This window comes from Croceibacterium xixiisoli (assembly GCF_009827305.1).
Taxonomy (GTDB): Bacteria; Pseudomonadota; Alphaproteobacteria; order Sphingomonadales; family Sphingomonadaceae; genus Croceibacterium_C; species Croceibacterium_C xixiisoli.
In genome coordinates this window covers 418,436-436,871 of the sequence record NZ_WTYJ01000002.1, presented here as the reverse complement: position 1 = coordinate 436,871, position 18,436 = coordinate 418,436, and the positions used below count along the sequence as shown (strand labels likewise).

Below are 18,436 nucleotides of genomic sequence, written 5' to 3'. Positions count from 1 at the left end.
CCGCCCCCGGTTTTCCTCCCTTTGCAGGATCAGCCATGACCAAGACCCGCCGCGCCGCCGCCCTGTTGCTGGCCGCCACCACCATCATCGCCGCGCCCGCCGCTGCCCGCCCGCTGCTGCTGATCAGCATCGATGCCATGAACCCGGAATATGTGACGCAGGCGGAACAGCATGGCTTCGACCTGCCCAATCTGCGCCGCTTCATCAGCGAAGGCAGCCATGCCAGCGGTGTGCGCGGGGTGGTGCCGACCATCACCTGCCCCAGCCACGCCACGCTGGTGACGGGTGTTTCCCCTTCCCGCCATGGCATCACCGGCAATGATCCGCTGGTGGCCGAAGGTTTCAGCAGTTCGATGTGCACCTTCGCTGCCGATATCACCGCAGACACGCTGTGGGATGCCGCGCACCGCGCAGGCATGACCAGTGGCAGCGTAGGCTGGCTCAACACCGCCGGCAGCCGCGCCATCACCTGGAACCTGCCGCATGTCGAACCCTATCAATCGGCAGCAACCGTCAAGTTCCAGGCCGCCATGGCCCGGCCCGAAGGGCTGCTGGACGACATGCAGGCCCGGCTCGGCAGCTTCTATCAGGCGTCGGACATAGCGGGCAGCACGCTGCGCACCCGCTATGCCGTCGATATCCTGCAGCGGCACCAGCCGGAATTCATGCTGGTGCACATGGTGTCGCTGGACGCCGCGGCCCATGCCAATGGTCCGTTCACCGCCGAGGCGAAGGCGGCGGTCGAGGCAGAAGACCGGCTGGTGGGCCAGCTGATCGATGCTGCGCTGGCCAATGACCCCGATACGGTCGTGGCCGTCGTGTCCGACCATGGGCAGGCGCCCTTTACCCGCGCGCTCAACCTGCGGGTGCCGCTGGTCGCCGCCGGGCTGATCACGATCAAGGAACCGGTACCGGGCCGCGCGGTCAAGGTGACCGACCGCAAGCTGGATGTCTGGGGCCAGGCCATCAAATTGACCGATCCGGGGGATGCCGCCACCCGCGCCCAGGTGGCCGCGCTGCTGCACCGGCTGGCGGCCGATCCGGCCAATGGCATCGCCCGCGTGATCGAAGGGGAAGAGGTGGAAGCACTCGGGGGTTGGCCTGGCGCGCAATTCGTGATCGACATGCAGCCGGGCACGGTGATCGGCGGCATGTATCTGGGCGAACAGGTGACCACCTTCCCGACCACGCGCGGCCATCACGGCTATCTGCCCGGCACGCCCGGAATGGACGCCAGCTTCTTCATCAAGGGCACCGGCATTGCCGCCGGGCGCGATCTGGGCGTGGTCGACATGCGCCAGATTGCCCCCACGCTGGCGCGGGTGATGGGCGTGACGCTGAAGGATGCCGATCAGCCCGCCCTGCCCGTGGCAGCCACACGCTGAGCCCCCATACCGCCCTGTTTCATTCGATTGCCACACGGCCTCTCCACAGGATCATCATGTCTAAATCCTCCCCCCTTCGCCCAATCCCCCTTCGCGGCCGGCGGACCTTCGCCGCTTTCCTGCTGGCTGGCCTGGCGGCAAGCGGCACCATCACCGCGACCGCCCCGGCCCAGGCCCGCACGGTGGTGATGGTCAGCATCGACGGGATGAACCCGGAATATGTGACGCAAGCCGAACAGCGCGGCCTGTCCATGCCCAATCTGCGCGCGATCATGGCTGAAGGCAGTCACGCCGAAGGCGCGCGGGGAATTGCCCCCACGGTATCCTGGCCCAGCGCGGTCACGCTGATGACCGGCACCAGCCCGGCGCAACACGGCGTGCTGAACAATGAACGCTTCGAACCGGCCGACCGCAACACCGCCGGCGGGCTCTATCTCTATGATGCCGATGTGAAGACCGACACGCTGTGGCATGCAGCCGCGCGTGCGGGGCTGATCACGGCCAATGTCGACCAGCTTTCGACCGTGGGCGGCACGGCCGTGCACTACGACATTCCCCGGTACCAGCCTTCGCCTTGGGACGATGAAAATCGCAAGGCAATCGGCAGCGCGGCACGCCCGGCCGGTCTGCTGGCCGCACTGGAGCGTGATTTGGGCCCCTACAACGGGATCGATTTCCGCACCGACGATTATGACGCCACCCGCGTGCGTTACGCGGTGGAAATCCTGCGCCGTTATCGCCCGCAGTTCCTGACCCTGCATTTGTCCGCCGTGGATGTGGAGGCGCATGAACACGCCCCCTTCAGCCCGCAGGCGAACCGCGCCGCGCAAGACGTGGACATGCTGATCGGGCAATTGTGGTCTGCCACCAAGGCGGTGGATCCGGACAGCGTGCTGGTGGTCGTGTCAGACCACGGCCAGGCCCCGGCCACCAAACGGCTCAATCTGAGGATTCCGCTGATCGAAGCCGGGCTGATCACGGTGACGCCGAGTGGCAATGGGCGGGCGGCGCGCATTACCGACTGGCAGGCCGATATCTGGGCAGCATCGGATGCGGCGATCATGCTGCGCGATCCTGGGGACGAGGCGACCCGACGCCGCGTGCGCGAAGTGCTGGGCCGGCTTGCCGCTGACCCCGCCAATGGGATCGCCCGGATTATCGAAGGGCAGGATATCGCCGCGCTGGAAGGCTACACCGGTGCCAGCTTCGTGGTGCAGATGCAGAGCGGCACGGTGGTGGGCGGCGCATTGGCCGGCGATCTGGTGCAATCCATGGCCGCCCCTGTCGGCGTGCATGGCTATCTGCCGGACAATCGGCAGATGGATGCGGCCTTCTTCATCACCGGCAGCGGCATTCGCGCCGGGCAGAATCTCGGCCGGATCGATATCCGCCAGATCGCCCCGACCGTGGCACAGGCGCTGGGCGTCAGCCTGCGCGACGCACGACAGGCCGCGCTGCCGGTGTTCACGCAGGCGCCTGCGCCGGCCCATGCCTCGACCGGCGCTGCGGCGGGATCACCGGAACGCCGCCCGTGAAGATCCGCAGCATCGTCTCCACGCCGCTGCGGCTGCCGTTCCGCCAGCCGTACCATTGGGCACAGGGTGTGCTGCACGCCGCCGAATGCGTGCTGATCGAAATAAACACGGATGAAGGGATCATCGGTTATGGCGAAGTCATGGCCATGGCCCGCGCCGACGCCACGCTGGATTTGATCCGCGCGGCGGCAGATGTCGCGATCGGGCGAGATCCGCTGAGCATAAATGCCATTCTGGCCGATATTTATCAGCAGCTGTTCGCATCACGCGGCAATCTGGCCGACATTCGTTTCGCCGCCACCCTGCTGGCCGGGATCGACATGGCCTTGTGGGATATTTCGGGCAAGGCTGCGGGGCGACCGGTTCACGCGCTGATCGGCGGGGCCCAGCGTGACCACCTGCAATATTTCGGGTTTCCGCAGGGCCATTCCCCGGAAGAGATCGCACGCGACGCGGCACGCTGGGTCGAGGCCGGGTGCCAGGTGATCTATGTGAAGGTCGGGCGCGGCGATGCACTGGATCGGGATATCGTGCGCCAGGTGCGCGGCGCCATCGGCGACCGCCGCCTGCGGATCGACGCCAATGAAGCCTGGGACGTGCTGACCGCGCGGCGGATGATCGCCGCTATGGCGCCCTATGATGTGGAATTCATCGAACAGCCGACACCACGCGGCAGCCTGACTGCGCTGGCGGCGGTCCGCGCGCACAGCCCGATCCCCGTGGCGGCGGACCAGATCGCCTATACCCCCGGCGACGTCGCGCAATTGTGCGCCGCTGGTGCAGCCGATCTGGTGGTGATCGGCCTGCATGAGACCGGGGGTTTTTCCCGTTTCCTGCAATGCGCGGCAATTGCCGGGGCAGCAGGCGTCAATCTGTGCCTGCACGGCCTGTACGAAAGCGGCATTTCCACCTGTGCCACGCTGCATGCCGGGGCGGTGATCGCCAATCTGGACGACGGCAATCAGTACATGAACCACTTCCTTGCCGAAGATATCATCACCGGCCCTGACCTGCGGCTGCAGGAAGGCACGCTGCCTTTGCTGACCGCCCCCGGACTGGGTTTCGACATCAACCCCGATGCCGTGGCGCGCGCGGCGGAGAACTACCGCCAGAACGTAGCGGGATAGGCTGGGCTCGCTGTTCCCGATCAAGCTGCGCAGCGGCGCAAACGCGCCCTGACCGTCAGTCTTCCGCCGGCGGCGGCAGGCCCTGCAGATGCAGCCTGGGGAAGACATCTTCCAGCGGCTTCGTATCCGGCAGGATGTAGATTATCCCGCCCTTCCCGCGAAACAGCGGGCGGATATGCCGGGTGTAGAAGGCATTGGTCACATTGATACAGCCGAAGGTGATGCGGTTGTCATCCGGATCGGGCGATTGCAGCCGCTGCGCCCTGCGTTCGCGGCGGTTGGCGGGCGGCACCGGGTGCAGCGCCACCGAGGTGCTGTAATCGACCCACAGCACCTGTTGCCGGCCGACGGCGCGGCCATAGCGGGCCAGATATCGCCCGGCCGGAGTGGTCTTTTCCGCCGGCCCCAGTTGCGACAGGCTTTTGCCCGCGACACCGGGGGTGGCATCATCGCCCACCGCTACGCCGATCAGCACCGGCGCCTGGGCCAGCAATTCGCCGTCTGCGGCATAGATGAACAATTGCGCCGCGTGCTTGTCGATCACCGCATAGGGCAATGCGCCATTGTCGCCCTCTGCCGCGATCCAGTCGGCAACCCGGCGCGCAGCGGGGGAAAGCGTGTCGCGTGCTGCCGCATCGATCCCCGACTGCGGCGCAGTGTCCGCCGCGGGGGAAGATGCGGGCCACATCGCCCCTGCCAGGACTGCAACCAGCAGGGGAAAGGCGACCCGCACCCGCACGTGCCGCGAAAGCAGAGGGACCGACGAGGGGGACTGCCGGGGAGAATGCGAGTAGGGATGCATTCAGTGCAGGGCAGCGCCAGCCCGCCTGCCTTCGCGAACCTCGATCATCAGTTGCGCGGCCGGCGCTGGGTCATCCGCTGCTCTATGCCATCGACCCGGCTGTTGAGCTGGTCGATCCGCTGGCCGTTGTTCTGCGCCTGCCCGGCAGCGGCACGGGCCTCTGCCCGGGCGGCCTGCCCTTCGCTGAGCGCCGATTTGGCGGTGCCGTCAGTGGTCTGCAGGCGGCTTTCCAGCCCCTCGATCCGCTGGTTCACCGTCGCGATCTGTTCATTGACATAGCCTTTGGTGGCGCAACCACCCAGGCCGACGGTTCCCAGTAAAATCAATGCAGTGGAAGCGATCTTCCGCTTGTGCGACACCATATGTCGTTCCTTGTCCGGCGCCCCCGGACCACCTGGGAAGCACGCTGCCGCCACCCCCGCAATGCAGCTTCCGGCCAATTGTGCCGCGCTTCCGATGGGCGGATCGTCCTGCGGATGAGGCGCCCGAGGGGTGCGGTGGATGGGGAAAGGCGGTGACGCGGGCGCCGCTTTTGAACGGGCGGCCAAAAACATTGGCGGCCTTTGCCCGCGCGTGTTCTAAAGCCGCGCGATCATGACCACGCGCACGCCATCATCATCCGCCCCGCCCGCCATCGGCTTTCTGGTGCTGGCCTGCGCGCTGACCACCTTTCCCCCGGTTACCGGGGACATCTATCTGCCGGCCCTGCCGCAGCTGGCGCAGGATCTGGGCGGCAGCACGGCGCAGGCCCAGCATACGCTGGCCGGCTATTTCCTCGGCCTTGGCCTGGGTCAGCTGTTCTATGGTCCGCTGGCCGATCGGCTGGGGCGGCGGCCGGTGATGCTGGCGGGGGCCGCGCTCTATCTGGTGGCGACGCTGTGCTGCCTGCTGGCGCAGAGCATGGATCAGATGATCGCGCTGCGGTTCGTCCAGGCGCTCGGCGCCTGTGCCGGCATGGTGATATCGTCGGCCATGGTGCGCGACCGGCTGGATCATCAGGAGGCGGCGCGCGCCTTTTCCATGCTCTTGACCGCACGCAGCCTGGGCCCGCTGATCGCCCCGATTGCAGGCGGGCTGATCGCGACCTTTTTCGGCTGGCGCGGGGTGTTCGGCGCGCTGGCGATATTCGGCGGCAGCCTGCTGCTCGCCGTGGTGCTGGCCATGCCGGAAACCCGGCCCGAAGCGGTGGCCCAACGCGCGCGCGAGGAATCGGTGCTGCGCGCCTATGCCGCCGTGTTCGGCAATGGCCGGATCGTGGGCTATGTCATCACCAATGGGCTGAACTTTGCGGCGCAGTTCGCCTGGATCACCGCCGCGCCGTTCCTGATCATCGAAGCCTATGGCATTTCGGAACTGTGGTTCGGCTGGATCTTCGCCGCCATGGCGCTGGCGCTGATGTTTTCCGCCCAAATCAACCGCCGCGCGCTCGGCCGCCATGCGCCAGACCGGCTGATGCTGGGCGGCGCGCTGATGGCGCTGGCGGCGGCCCTCGCCCTGCTGGCGGCGGCGCTGACCGGATGGGGCGGATTGCCCGGCATCCTGGTGCCGCTGTTCTTCGTCATCGCTTCCATCGGATTCGTATCCACCAATGCCATGGCCGGGGCGCTGGCCGTGGATGCCAGCCGCACGGGCAGCGTATCGGCGGTGGTTGGCACCAGCCAGTTCGGCTTTGCCGCGCTGGTTGCCTGGGCCACCGGGCTGGTCGGCGCGCGGCCCGAAGTGGCGCTGGCCGTGGCCATTCTGGCCTGTGCGCTGGGCGCGCTGGTCTGGCCGCTGCTGCTGGCCCGGCGTCATACGGGCAAAAGGCCGGGCTGAACCGATTAGAACCAGTTTTGAACGTATCAGTCGCTCGCCTTGTCGCCAAAAGCGTGAAACAGTTTGCGCCTTGCAGGAATTCGACAGGGGCAATCACGGGAACAGGCGCATGGGCAGAAACGGACGGCTGGCAGCTGGCGGGAACATCGTCCGTCGTATTGGCGGCAGGATTGGCGGCCCGATCGGCGCCAAAATCGGAGGGGGAATAAGCGGGCGGATCACCGGCCCGATCACCCGGCTGATGGAACCGCCGCCCGGAATGGCGTTCGATTTTTCGCAGCCTGCGGGCGAACCGGCGCTGACCCCGCGCGATTCCATCAGCTGGCGCGTGTTCGCCAATCCGGTCACGCTGTTCATCGGCGGGGTGGCGGCGGTCATTCTGGAACTGGCCGAACCATCGGTGCGCGCGGGCGTATGGGAACACAGCAGTTTCCGCACCGATCCCGTATTGCGCCTGCGCCGCACCGGCGCCGCCGCAATGATGACCGTCTATGGCCCGCAGAGCGCCGCGCGGGAGATGATCGCCCGGGTCGTGCGCCGCCATGACCAGGTGCGCGGTGCACTGCCTGATGGGACGCCCTATTTCGCCAACAATTCCCGCCTGCTCGACTGGGTGCAGGCCACCGCATCCTACGGCTTCATCGAAGCCTATTCCGCCTTCGCCGCGCCGCTGACCCCGGCGGAAAAATCGCGCGGCTTTGCCGAGGCGGAAAAGGCGGCCCGGCTCTATGGCGCGAACAATCCGCCGCTGACGCTGGCGCAATGGCATTTCATGCTGGCGCAGGTCAGCACCACGCTCGAACCTTCCGACATTCTGCTCGATTTTCTCGATACCATGCGCACCGCGCCGATCCTGCCGCGCATGCTGCGCCCAATGCAGCGGATGTTCGTGCGCGCCGCGATCGACATGTTGCCGGCCGATATCCGGTCCCGCCTGCTGCTGGTCGGTCGCGGGCTCGGCCCGGCCGATCGCGCCGCCGTGCGCGCCATGGCCCGGCTGGCGGAACGCCTGCCGCTGCCCGGATCGCCCCCCGCCCAGGCGCGGCTGCGCGTGGGGCCGGCAGAGCCACAACAGGATGATTTTTCAGCCCATGCTCTGGGCTAGATAGTTACAAAGCATATGGTTAATCGGCATCACCGATCTGGCAATCGCCGTGCCGACATCAAATACAACAAATTGCAACATCGGCGGCCCTTGACCCGCCCAGATCCGCCGGTTTTAACGGTGCGGGGGTATCAAGGCATGGGACAGGTCGGTTGACGGTCGAGGGGGTTCGGGCGCTGCTGCATGGGGCGGCGCTGGGCGATGGCAGCTGGATGGACGCGCTGAATGCGCTGGCCCATGCGACCGGCACGGAACGGGGCCAGCTGATCGGGGTTGGCCCGGCGCATGTCAATTTCAACTGGGTCATCGGATTTTCCGCACAGGAACTGACCGAGCTGGAACAGGTCGGCGGCTATGATCCGGACATCAATTTCCGCATCGCTGTCGGCACCAGCACCCCGCCCTACACACTGTGCCACGAAGGCCATTATGCGGAAGCGCGCAAGACATTGCGCCAGGATATCTATCTCGATTATTGCGAACGCTTCGACATGTTCCACGGCTGCCAGGCGGTGGTGGCGCAGGACGATACCGGCTTCGTCGGCCTGGCCACGCTGCGCTCCACCGCTGACGGGATGAGCAATCTGCAGGAACGGCGCAATTTTACCCGGCTGATCCCGCATGTACGCCATGCGGTGGAACTGCAGAGCGCACTGGAAGGGCAGAGCCGCAAGCTGTTGCTTGGTTCGTTCGATGTGCTCGGCAAGGCGGTGCTGTTTCTGGACCGGCACGGCCGCTGCCTGGCGCAGACCCAGGCGGCCGATGTTATGCTGGCCGCTTCGGATACGCTGAAGATGAAGCATGGCCGCCCCATCTGCGGGGATCAGCGCGATCAGGCTGCGCTCAACGCCATGATCCACGCCGTGATCGCCCGCCGCACCGATCAGGCGACCGCGATCATCCGCCGCGCTGCGGGTCAGCCGCTGCTGGCGACGATCCATGCCTTCAACCCGCCCGAAACCAACATCGGTTTCCGCCCGCATGCCATCGTGGTGCTGCGCCATCCGATGGAATCCTCGACCGATCTGCGCGGCTGGCTACGGGCGATGGGGCTGACGGAGGCGGAGATTCAGATCACCCTGGCCCTCTCCACCGGTGTATCGCGCGCCGATATAGCCGATCAGCGCGGCGCGACGCTAGGCACGGTGCGACAGCAGATCAAGGCGATCTACAACAAGCTGGGCGTCGGGCGGGAGGCGGAGCTGGTGGCTATGCTGGGCACGCAGGGCAAACACTGAGAAATCAGGAAAAATGGAGCCGCCCCCGATCATGCCGGTGGCGGCTCCAGTCACATGACGTCCATGAAAGGCTGGGGATGCTGAAGCTCCCGCAACCTGTCTGATCCACCCATCGGGTCGCAAGTAACGGGCGGGCGCCTGCCGGCTTTCGCCGGGCAGGCTGGTCGTCAAAAGTCAGATCGCAAAAATCGCCGAAAACGGATCAGAAGCGATAGCCGAGGCCGAACTGCAGGATCGGGAACACCTTCACCTTGTCGACATCGTCTTGCAGAGAGACGCGTTCCGCTTCCAGGCTGGCCATGAAATCCGCGTCATCGCGGGCCGTGCCGGTGGCCTGGATCGGCCGCAGCCGCGCCGCGCCCTGGAACAGCACGCCGGCATCGGCGCTGAAGACGAAGCCCTTGCGGTTGCTGCCGCCGAAACCGATCGTGACGGCGGGCGAGAAGCGCTTGAAATCCGCGCCGCTGGACAACGTGCCGACTTCGGCCGCAGTGTATTCGTCGCCACCGATTTCCACGATGCCGCTGGGCGTGCTGGTGACGTCGATTGTGTTGTTGTTGATGCGCGCGCCGCCGGAAATGCGGAAGGCGCCGCCGAACGGATAGACATCCAGCATCGCGCCGAAGGAATTGAGCTTCACATCGCCTTCATAGGCAAGGTCGTCGGAATCGAAATCGGCCCCGATGCCGACGAAGGTGGCGCTGCCGCGCACGCCGATCCGTTCGGACGGGCGCCAGCCGAGTTCCGGCCCGATGCCCAGCGTGCCGCCGGTCAGCGCGACCGAAACCGTGCTGCCATTGTCGGCGTCCTGGGCCATGGCCGGCGTGGCGATGGCTGTTGCGAGCAGAGCCGCTGCGTAACGAATGTTCAAGATAACCCCCATCTCAATATGCTGGCGGCCCGCTGCCGCCGGCGTGACGAACGGCGCGATCCCCACGCCGTTTCGCCGCCCATTCGCAGCCCTTCGCAACTGCAGCATCTACCAGCTGGGATATGCCGGAATTTTTGCGCAAAAGCGCAGCTTGCATGCCAAAGGCCTGCACTATCAATGCCTCATGTTTTTGTAGAAAAAGGGAAATATACGGCCACCCGCCCGGCTGGGCAGACCCGGACTGCAAGGGTCGGCCAGCCAGGGGGCGGGTCAGTGCGGGCACGCGCGGGTCGCATCGGCGGGCATCGCAAGGCGCTGACATCGGAAGCAAGCTTCCGGATGAGCACTGCCGTTGCCACCGCTATCGCAGAGCATGGCAGCGCCCGCATCTACCAGATGGGATATGGCCGCCGATTTTCGCTGAAGGTTGACAGCGCAAGCCGCATTTCCGAAAACAATCCCAGGCGTGTGCTGCGTGCGCCCGGACGGCCCGCCCGTCTGAATACGGAGAATCTTGGATCCGTATTTGTCAGGAGGCTTCCCATGCCGTCTCTCGCACGCCGCCCCTATTCGATGCTCCGCGGCTTCCTGGATCACACCGCGTCCGGCGGGCTGGTGCTGATGGGCACCGCCGCGCTGGCCATGGTGGTGGCCAATTCGCCGCTCGCCCCCGCCTATTTCGCCGCGCTGGACCGCCACATCGGCCCGCTCAGCCTGCTCCATTGGATCAATGATCTGCTGATGGCCGGGTTTTTCCTGCTCGTCGGGCTGGAGATCAAGCGGGAGATGCTGGACGGTCAGCTGTCGAGCTGGAACCGCCGCATCCTGCCCGGCATCGCGGCGGCGGGCGGCATGGCGGTGCCGGCGCTGGTGTTCGTGGCCTTCAACGCCGGCGATCCGACCACCCTGCGCGGCTGGGCGATCCCGTCGGCCACCGATATCGCCTTTGCCCTGGGCGTGTTGTCGCTGCTGGGCAGCCGGGTGCCGACATCGCTGAAACTGTTCCTCACCACGCTGGCGATCATCGATGATCTGGGCGCGGTGGTGATCATCGCGCTGTTCTACACCAGCACGGTCTCCCTGCTGCACCTGGCGCTGGCCGCCGGGGTGTTGGCCCTGCTGGTGATGCTCAACCGCCGCTGCGTGCAGTCGCTGGTCCCCTATCTGATCCTGGGCGCGCTGCTGTGGTATCTGGTGCTGCAGTCGGGCGTGCATGCCACCATCGCCGGCGTGCTGCTGGCGCTGTGCATTCCCCTGCGCCACACGCCCGCCGCGCCCGATGACATGGTCACATCCCCGCTGCACCGGCTTGAGCACGGGCTGCATGGCTGGGTCACCTTCCTGATCATCCCGATCTTCGGCTTCGCCAATGCCGGCGTCTCGCTCGCGGGCGTCACGGCCGAAGTGCTGGTCAATCCGCTAACCCTGGGCGTGGCGCTGGGGCTGTTCGCGGGCAAGCTGGTCGGCGTGTTCGGCAGCGCCGCCGTCGCCATCCGCCTGGGGCTGGCCGACATGCCGCTCGGCGCATCCTGGGCGCAATTGCTGGGCGTGGCCCTGCTGTGCGGGATCGGCTTTACCATGAGCCTGTTCATCGGCCTGCTCGCCTTCGCCGGCCATCCGCTGCTGCAGGAAGAGGTGAAGATCGGCATCATCGGTGGCTCGCTGCTGGCCGGCATCGCCGGATGGGGTGTGCTGCGGCTGGCCCCGGCCACCGGCGCCCGCCCGCTCCACCCCGCCTGAACAGCCGTTCCTTGCGCAACAATGGTGCAGCGCAGCGATATTGTCAGTGCAATCCCGCTCAATAGGCCATAGATGGCTCGCCCCATGGCGACATGCCGGGCTGCCTGTAAGTGAGGGATGACACCAGAGATGCATTGGCTGGACGCGATCATACTTGGCCTGATTCAGGGGCTGACCGAATTTCTGCCCGTATCCTCCAGCGCGCATATCCGCATCGCCGGTGAATTCCTCCCCGCCGCCACCGATCCTGGTGCGGCCTTCACCGCGATCATCCAGATCGGCACCGAAGCCGCCGTGCTGATCTATTTCCGCAAGGATATCTGGCGCATCGCCATGTCCTGGCTGCGGTCCCCGATGGGCCGCATTGCGGCAGAGGCGCCCGATGTGCGGCTCGGCTGGCTGGTGCTGATCGGCACGCTGCCGATTTCCATCCTGGGCCTGCTGCTGAAGGATTTCATCGAAGGATCGCTGCGCAATCTGGCGATCACCGCCGCCATGCTGATCATTTTCGGCATCGTGCTGGGCGTCGCCGACCGGTTCGGCCGCCGCATAAAAGAACTCAACCAGATGACCATGCGCGATGGCATTCTGCTCGGCTTTGCGCAGGCCATGGCGCTGGTCCCGGGCGTCTCGCGTTCGGGCGGCACGATCAGTATCGCCCTGTTCCTCGGCTACACCCGAGAGGCGGCTGCGCGCTATTCCTTCCTGCTGGCGATCCCCGCCGTGCTGGCATCGGGCTTCTATCAGCTGGCCCGTCACTGGGGCGATTTCGGCCCGTTCGGTTTCGCCGAAACCGCGCTGGCCACCGCCGTCGCCTTCGTGGTCGGCTATGGCGTGATCGTGGTCTTCCTCAAGCTCGTGTCGAATTACAGCTACATGTCCTTCGTCTGGTACCGCCTGGCGTTGGGCGCGGGCATTCTGGCCCTGCTGGCAACGGGCACGCTCTCGGCCATGTGATCCCTTGCGGCAGGGCGGCCCCGCCCTGCCGGCTTCCCTAGCCTGCACTCCCCTCAGGACAACCAACACCGATGCCAACGCCTCAAAAGGTCTGGTTCAATCAGTCGTTTTCCATGCGCAATTTCGTGCGCCGCATCCTGCTCGACCGGCCGCAGACCGATCTGAGCATCAGCGCGCTGGATGCCGCCTCCCCCGTGCGCGACATCGCCCCCGCCTTCTGGACGGAACCGGCCCGTGGCGCGGTCGATTACACCGCCTGGCTGATCGAAACCGCGCAGCAACGCGGCATCGATGTGTTGGTGCCGCAGCGGGGCAAGATGGATGTCGCCCGCAATCTGGACCTGTTCGCCGCCGCCGGCCTGCGCGTCGTCATCGCCGCCGATGCGGACACGCTGGACTTGCTGGATGACAAGGCCGCTTTCTCCGCCTCGCTGGCCGGCTCACCCTATCTCTGCCCCACCCGGGTGGTGACCACGGCCGCCGAATTCACCGCCGCCGTGCCCGCCATGGCCGGGGCGCAGGGCGCCGCCTGCGTCAAGCCGAGCCGGGGCGTCTATGGCGCCGGCTACTGGACGCTGGACGCCACCGCCCCGCTCACCCATCTGGCCGATCCCGATGCCCGCTGCATCAGCCCGGATGCCTATGCCGCCGCGCTGCGTCAGGCGGAAGATCAGGGCCAGAGCTTCTCTTTGCTGGTGATGGAACATCTGCCCGGCCTGGAATCCTCGGTCGATATCGTGGCCGACAATGGCACCGTGCTGCTGGCCGCCGTCCGCACGAAGCTGGACGCCAACCGCCAGCGCATCCAGACCCGGCACGATCTGATCGCCCACGCCACCAGCCTGGTGCAGCAGCACCGACTGCACGGCGCGCTGAACGTCCAGTACAAGCAGAACCGCCAGGGCGAATGGCGCATCCTGGAAATCAACGCCCGCGCCGCCGGCGGCGCTTCCTATTGCGACGAGGTCGGCATTCCGTTTTGCGCGACCTGGATCGATCTGATCACCGGGGCGGCCCAGCCCTTCGATTCGGAGATTGATGCGGAGATCACCACGGTGACGCTGGCTGAGCCGAGCCGAAGCCTGCGCTGATCGGCTCAGCCAATGTCAGCGGCACTACCCGATCAGAACGGATCGACCGGCACCAGCCAGGCATAGGGCACATGCTCCGCCTCCTCCGGCGTAGAGCGCCAGCGGCGATGTTCGGTATGGCGGCTGGGTGGCAAATCGCCCGCTTCCGGCACGATGCCACGCGCGGTCAGCACTCCGGTCAGTTCGTCGATCACGCCCTGTTGATCGCGGATGAAGCGAGAGGCGAAGCAACGCCACACGGTCCATCCGGCGCGTTCCAGCATGCGTTGCCGGGCCATGTCATCGGGCCATTGTTCGGGCCCATGATAGCGGTCGCCATCGCATTCGATGGCCAGACGGCTGTCATCTGCCCCTTCGACCACCAGATCGATCCGCTTGGTGCCCACCGCCACCTGCGTGTCCACGCGATATCCGCGTTCGACCAGCAGATCATACATGGCGGTTTCGAACGGGGATTCGCAGCGGGCCCGGCGTTCGGCCACCAGCGTGCTTTCGGCAGCGAAGGGCGCGTGGAAGTGTTCGATCAGGCTGCGGCGCAGCTTGTCCGTAGGGCGCAGATCTTCCAGCTCCACCGAACGGACCAGCACCATCCGGTCCCGCGCGCGCGATGCCGCCACGTTGAAACGCTGTTCATAGGCGAGCCCGGACAGGCCGGAACTGCCGCGTTCCGCCACCAGCGAGATGAACATGATGTCGCGCTCGTCGCCCTGGAAGGCGGCGGGCTCGCCCACGCGGATGTCATGCCGCAGCATTACCTCCGCCCCCAGCACCTGCTCGATTGCGGTCAATATGGCGACCGCCTGTTCCTGCCCCAGCAGCGTGGTGACACCGATGGTCCGGGGCTGCATCGCCGGATCGTCGGCGATCCGGGAAATGGCATCGACAATGCAGTCGACCTCCGGCGGATTGACCTTGCCCTTGCGATAACCGTCCTCGACCAGAATATCGATCAGCGGCGGATCCAGCCGCTCGGATGCGGAGGGCAGGCGCAGCGGCACCAGCTGATGGGCATAGAACTGCGCCTTGGAATATTCGATGATCGCACCGACGCAGCGAAAATGCTCTTTCAGCAAGATCGCCCCACCGGCAAACACCACCGTGCCCAGATCGTAGAGCGATTTTTCTTCCCGCATGGCTGACCGGTAATCGATCAGCTGCCCGCCCAGATGACGCTCTGCCAGCAGGTTCATCCGCGCTTCCTCGCGGAAACCGGCATCTGGGCTGACCTGCCGATCATCGCCCACGATCAGGATTTGCTTGGCCCGCAGCAGCGCCGGCAGGGCGGCCAGCGTCGATTGCGACGCCTCGTCGATCACCACCAGGTCAAACAAACCCAGTTCGGCCGGCAGCGATTCCGAAACCCGGTAATGCGGCATGATCCAGCAGGGCAGCGCATTCTTGGCCCGATCGGCGGCGGCGCGGGCATCATTGCGATAGCGCCCGGCACGAATGCCCGTGCCCCGCCCGACCTTGCGCATGGCCTGGGCATAGGCGGCCAGGGCGGAACGCACCTGATCGCTCGCCTTCTCGGCCAGCCGGCACCAGGTGCGCTGTTCGATGGATTCCTCATACGCGCGGCGCAACTGATCCTCATGCTCGGGGCGTTCGGCGCCCAGCGCCCGCAGCCGATCATGTCGGTCTACCCGGGCCAGCCAACCGGCCAACCGGCGCAAGGTCCAGCGTTCGCGCCAATCGCCCGGGGTCAGCGGATCATCTTCCCCGATCACCGGTTCGCTGCGCAGCTGTTGTGCCCATTGGGGCGCGCCGTTTTCCTCGATCAGGCCGGTGCCGTGGCGAATTTCGGCAAAATGCGGCGCCAGCGATCGCAGCAGAGCGGCTTCTCCCAGCGCGGCGCGCCAGCGTTGGCCCAGCAGATCGGCATCGGTTTCAGCCGCGCCCAGCGCGCTGTCCGCCATCGCCTGCAGCTGCTCGCCGATCGGCCCCTGGATACCCGCGACCATCGTGCGCAGCTGGTCGCGCCCGTTTTCTGCCATCGACAGCCGGATGCGCAGCAGATGGCGATCCAGCAAATCCCCCAGTTCGGCCAGACCCGCAGCATTGCCCGCCACACTGCCGCGCCAGCCGGGCAGGATCTGCCGGGCAACCGCCTGCAGGTCCCGTTCCTGCCGGGCCAATCGGCGCAGCGCCATGACATGGTCCAGCTGTCGCCGCATCGCCTCGGCAATCGCCGGCTGATCGTTTATCGCCGCATCCAGACCGGCATGCATGCAGACATTGTTCCATGCTGCGGCCAACCGCTGCGCCTGATCCAGCACAGACAGGAAGCGGACGACTTCGGCCCATTCTGCTGCATCCGCTGGAGCCTGACCAGACAGTCGCACGGCGGCAATCTGGGCCTTCAACTGGCGGGCGAACAGGTTCTGCAACAGCCCGATCTCTTCACCACGGGCGAAATTTTCGACCGCCTCCCGGAAACCGGTGTCGCCCAGCGCCCCATCGGGCAGGATGACCGGTCGGACCAGGAAATGACGCGCCTCTGCCGCGACGGCGGCGATCTGCGGTTCCAGCCCGGCGAGTGCCGCCAGCACGGCATCGTCATCATCGCTACGCCAGCGCTGCAATATGTCGCGCGACCAGGCGAAGGGCGCGGCGTCAGGCCCATGGATCGCCTGCTGCAGTTCCGCCGCCTCCGCCCGGATGGCCGATATCTGTTCGGTCGGCACACCAGGCGCCAGCCCATCGGCGCCGCTGGTTTGCGCTTCGATCCGTTCCGCTTCGATCAGATCCCTGTGCAGGTCGATCAACACGCCGGATTCGGGCAGACTGTCCGGCGGCGGGGCCAGATTCAGCGCACTCAACCGGTCACCCACCGCCTTGCGTGCCGCCCGCAGGCTCAGAATGGTGGCATCGTCGAATTCGGGATCATGCGATGCAATCACATCGATCGCATCGGGCAGCCAGCGGGCCAGATCACCCGCCGCCACCAATCGCCGGGCCGCATCGGCCGGTTCGATGCGGGCGCCTTCCAACGTCACCGCCGTCATCGCGCCCCGCCCGATATCCTCCACCTGCCGGTCGATCCGGGCCAGCCCGCGATGGAGCGCTTCGATCCGGGCATCCAGCGCCTCGATCTGGCGCGCCAGTTCTGCCGGGCGCGTCCGCTGCAAACGGTCGGCAATGATATCGACCGATTCCTGGAACTGCCGCAGCCCATCCCGATCGCTGTCCACCAGGCTGACGGCCAGCGGGCGCACCGCGGCGGGCAGCTTGTCGCGCAAAACCTTCAGCGGCGGCGCCTTCTGCGACGTCACCAGCACGCGTTTGCCCTGGGCCAGATAATGGCTGATGATATTGGCGATGGTATGGGTCTTGCCCGTGCCTGGCGGTCCCTGAACCACCACGCCGGGGCGGGTGGCCAGGCGCTGGATCACCTCCACCTGTTCGCGGTTGAACGGCTTGGGGAAAAACAGATCCTGCCCCGCCCCATCCGACGATGTCACGCCCGGGATGGTCGAAACCCCGCGATAATCGGGATATTCGACCGGCGCGGCGGCATCGGCCGGCGCTTGCAACAGAGCCAGCACCGCCGGGGGCAGCTGATCGGGCTGTTCAATCCCTTCGATGGCAGAGCGGAACCGGCGCAGATCATCCATCAATTGCGTGGCCCGGCGCGTCCGCTCGATCAGCACCCAGCCACCGTCAACCTGCAGGCTGTCGGCGCCCGGCGCGCGCCGTTCGCCCAGATCCGGCAGATAATGCCCATCGGGGTCGAGCAGCGCCACGGCCCGCCGGAGTACCGGGGCAAAGCTTTCGCTATCGAAGGGGCTGAGCCCTTCCCCTTCGGAATTGTCGAAATGCCGCTGCGCGCCCTTGCGCCATTCATCAACCGAAGGCAGGCCCAGCGCATCGAGTGGACCGGCCTCGATGCTGGTCGGCGCTTCGCTGCGCGGGCGCAGCACGATGGCATGGCTCTGGTCTTCGAGCGAAAGTTCGACCGGCACCGCCAGCAGCGGATGATTCAGCCGCGCGTCGGGCCGGGTCCAGCGGGCCATGCCGATGCCCCAGACCAGTTCAACCGGCTGCTCGGATGCGCCATCCAGCGCCTGCCGCAGGGAAAACAGATTGTTGTAGAGATCGATCGCCTGCCGACGCGGTCTTTCCTCCAGCGCCCAGGGGGACCAGATTTCCCGCAGATAGCCGGCCAGCAGCGCTTCCAGCACCTCCCGATCGGGATGATCCTGCAACCGCAGCGTGGGCTCGCCATCGCGGGCATCATCCGGATTGCCGAACCGGGGATTGGGGATTTCGGATCGCAGTGTCGGCTGACTGGTCACATCATCGGCCAAATCGATCCACGGCCGCAGGATCGCGCTTTCAGGCGGCGGCGGGGCGCGACGGACCAGCCGTTCCACCCGCAGCCACAGATGATCGTCCCCTTCACGCAGATTCACCAGCACGCCCGGCAATTTGATGATGTCATCGCCCAATCGGCGGAAGCCGCGATAATCTGCCATGTCCACTACAGTGGGCAAACGGTCGCGTTCGGTCGCCTCAACGTAATCCAGCAGCGCGAGAAGCCGGTCAGTTTCCACCATCATCGGCGTCGCAGATCCATTCCTGGCCAAAGGTTCATCCACACAGTCCCGTGTCAAAAAACTGCCGCGGTAAACCGGATAAGGGGAATGACGCGATAATAGGGCAGGTCAGCCGATGGGAAGAGAAATTTCATTTCTCTCGCTATTGCGAAGAGACAGCGCTTGGACCTAGTCTGCGTGCGTGGTGGGTGTGGATCAAAGATCGGGAGTGACA

13 protein-coding genes are annotated in these 18,436 nt (G+C 66.1%); 9 read left to right on the top strand and 4 right to left on the bottom strand.

Translation table 11 applies throughout. The features are described 5' to 3' along the window. Positions 1–35 precede the first annotated feature (35 nt). Genes GRI97_RS11170 through GRI97_RS11160 form a run of 3 tightly spaced genes read left to right on the top strand, consistent with a single transcriptional unit; the run spans position 36 to position 4,047 of the window. Positions 36–1,385: an alkaline phosphatase family protein gene (locus tag GRI97_RS11170; protein WP_161391259.1), complete on the top strand. Its 1,350-nt coding sequence runs from the start codon at positions 36–38 to the stop codon at positions 1,383–1,385. A gap of 56 nt (positions 1,386–1,441) precedes the next feature. Further along, complete coding sequence (locus GRI97_RS11165; RefSeq protein ID WP_161391258.1) at positions 1,442–2,920, top strand: alkaline phosphatase family protein; 1,479 nt, start codon at positions 1,442–1,444, stop codon at positions 2,918–2,920. Further along, a complete protein-coding gene (locus tag GRI97_RS11160) occupies positions 2,917–4,047 on the top strand; it encodes a mandelate racemase/muconate lactonizing enzyme family protein (RefSeq protein ID WP_161391257.1) in 1,131 nt (376 codons plus the stop codon). The genes GRI97_RS11165 and GRI97_RS11160 overlap by 4 nt, the downstream gene beginning before the upstream one ends. 55 nt (positions 4,048–4,102) lie before the next feature. Here the strand turns inward: GRI97_RS11160 and GRI97_RS11155 are convergent, their stop codons facing one another. Beyond that, positions 4,103–4,786, bottom strand: coding sequence for a hypothetical protein (locus GRI97_RS11155; protein WP_328598538.1), 684 nt, complete (start codon positions 4,784–4,786; stop codon positions 4,103–4,105). A 110-nt stretch (positions 4,787–4,896) separates the two neighbouring features. Beyond that, complete coding sequence (locus tag GRI97_RS11150) at positions 4,897–5,211, bottom strand: hypothetical protein (protein ID WP_202392717.1); 315 nt, start codon at positions 5,209–5,211, stop codon at positions 4,897–4,899. A 232-nt stretch (positions 5,212–5,443) separates the two neighbouring features. Between GRI97_RS11150 and GRI97_RS11145 the strand changes: the two genes are divergently transcribed. The 3 genes from GRI97_RS11145 (at position 5,444) to GRI97_RS11135 (ending at position 9,007) form a co-directional block, all read left to right on the top strand. Continuing rightward, complete coding sequence (locus tag GRI97_RS11145) at positions 5,444–6,664, top strand: multidrug effflux MFS transporter (protein WP_161391256.1); 1,221 nt, start codon at positions 5,444–5,446, stop codon at positions 6,662–6,664. 109 nt (positions 6,665–6,773) lie between these two features. Beyond that, complete coding sequence (locus GRI97_RS11140; RefSeq protein ID WP_202392716.1) at positions 6,774–7,769, top strand: oxygenase MpaB family protein; 996 nt, start codon at positions 6,774–6,776, stop codon at positions 7,767–7,769. Positions 7,770–7,921: 152 nt separating this feature from the next. Then, positions 7,922–9,007: a helix-turn-helix transcriptional regulator gene (locus GRI97_RS11135; protein ID WP_161391255.1), complete on the top strand. Its 1,086-nt coding sequence runs from the start codon at positions 7,922–7,924 to the stop codon at positions 9,005–9,007. A gap of 202 nt (positions 9,008–9,209) precedes the next feature. Here the strand turns inward: GRI97_RS11135 and GRI97_RS11130 are convergent, their stop codons facing one another. Continuing rightward, positions 9,210–9,878, bottom strand: a complete 669-nt coding sequence (locus GRI97_RS11130; protein ID WP_161391254.1) for a hypothetical protein — start codon at positions 9,876–9,878, stop codon at positions 9,210–9,212. Between the two features lie 543 nt (positions 9,879–10,421). On the opposite strand from GRI97_RS11130, the gene nhaA reads away from it, so the two are divergent. From nhaA to GRI97_RS11115, 3 genes are all read left to right on the top strand, one after another. Continuing rightward, a complete protein-coding gene (gene nhaA, locus GRI97_RS11125) occupies positions 10,422–11,618 on the top strand; it encodes a Na+/H+ antiporter NhaA (RefSeq protein ID WP_161391253.1) in 1,197 nt (398 codons plus the stop codon). 129 nt (positions 11,619–11,747) lie between these two features. Further along, on the top strand, positions 11,748–12,575 hold the full coding sequence (locus GRI97_RS11120; protein ID WP_161391252.1) for an undecaprenyl-diphosphate phosphatase: 828 nt from the start codon (positions 11,748–11,750) through the stop codon (positions 12,573–12,575). 71 nt (positions 12,576–12,646) lie between these two features. Next, positions 12,647–13,666, top strand: a complete 1,020-nt coding sequence (locus GRI97_RS11115; protein ID WP_161391251.1) for an ATP-grasp domain-containing protein — start codon at positions 12,647–12,649, stop codon at positions 13,664–13,666. A 32-nt stretch (positions 13,667–13,698) separates the two neighbouring features. Here GRI97_RS11115 and GRI97_RS11110 read toward each other — a convergent pair whose 3' ends face one another. Beyond that, positions 13,699–18,225, bottom strand: a complete 4,527-nt coding sequence (locus GRI97_RS11110) for an AAA domain-containing protein (RefSeq protein WP_161391250.1) — start codon at positions 18,223–18,225, stop codon at positions 13,699–13,701. Positions 18,226–18,436: the final 211 nt, after the last annotated feature.

Bases quoted from the DNA above. Each gene is read 5' to 3' on its own strand.
- GRI97_RS11170 (WP_161391259.1), top strand. From the start codon at position 36: ATGACCAAGACCCGCCGCGCCGCCGCCCTGTTGCTGGCCGCCACCACC.
- GRI97_RS11165 (WP_161391258.1), top strand. From the start codon at position 1,442: ATGTCTAAATCCTCCCCCCTTCGCCCAATCCCCCTTCGCGGCCGGCGG.
- GRI97_RS11150 (WP_202392717.1), bottom strand. From the start codon at position 5,211: ATGGTGTCGCACAAGCGGAAGATCGCTTCCACTGCATTGATTTTACTG.
- GRI97_RS11145 (WP_161391256.1), top strand. From the start codon at position 5,444: ATGACCACGCGCACGCCATCATCATCCGCCCCGCCCGCCATCGGCTTT.
- GRI97_RS11140 (WP_202392716.1), top strand. From the start codon at position 6,774: ATGGGCAGAAACGGACGGCTGGCAGCTGGCGGGAACATCGTCCGTCGT.
- nhaA (WP_161391253.1), top strand. From the start codon at position 10,422: ATGCCGTCTCTCGCACGCCGCCCCTATTCGATGCTCCGCGGCTTCCTG.
- GRI97_RS11120 (WP_161391252.1), top strand. From the start codon at position 11,748: ATGCATTGGCTGGACGCGATCATACTTGGCCTGATTCAGGGGCTGACC.
- GRI97_RS11115 (WP_161391251.1), top strand. From the start codon at position 12,647: ATGCCAACGCCTCAAAAGGTCTGGTTCAATCAGTCGTTTTCCATGCGC.
- GRI97_RS11110 (WP_161391250.1), bottom strand. From the start codon at position 18,225: ATGATGGTGGAAACTGACCGGCTTCTCGCGCTGCTGGATTACGTTGAG.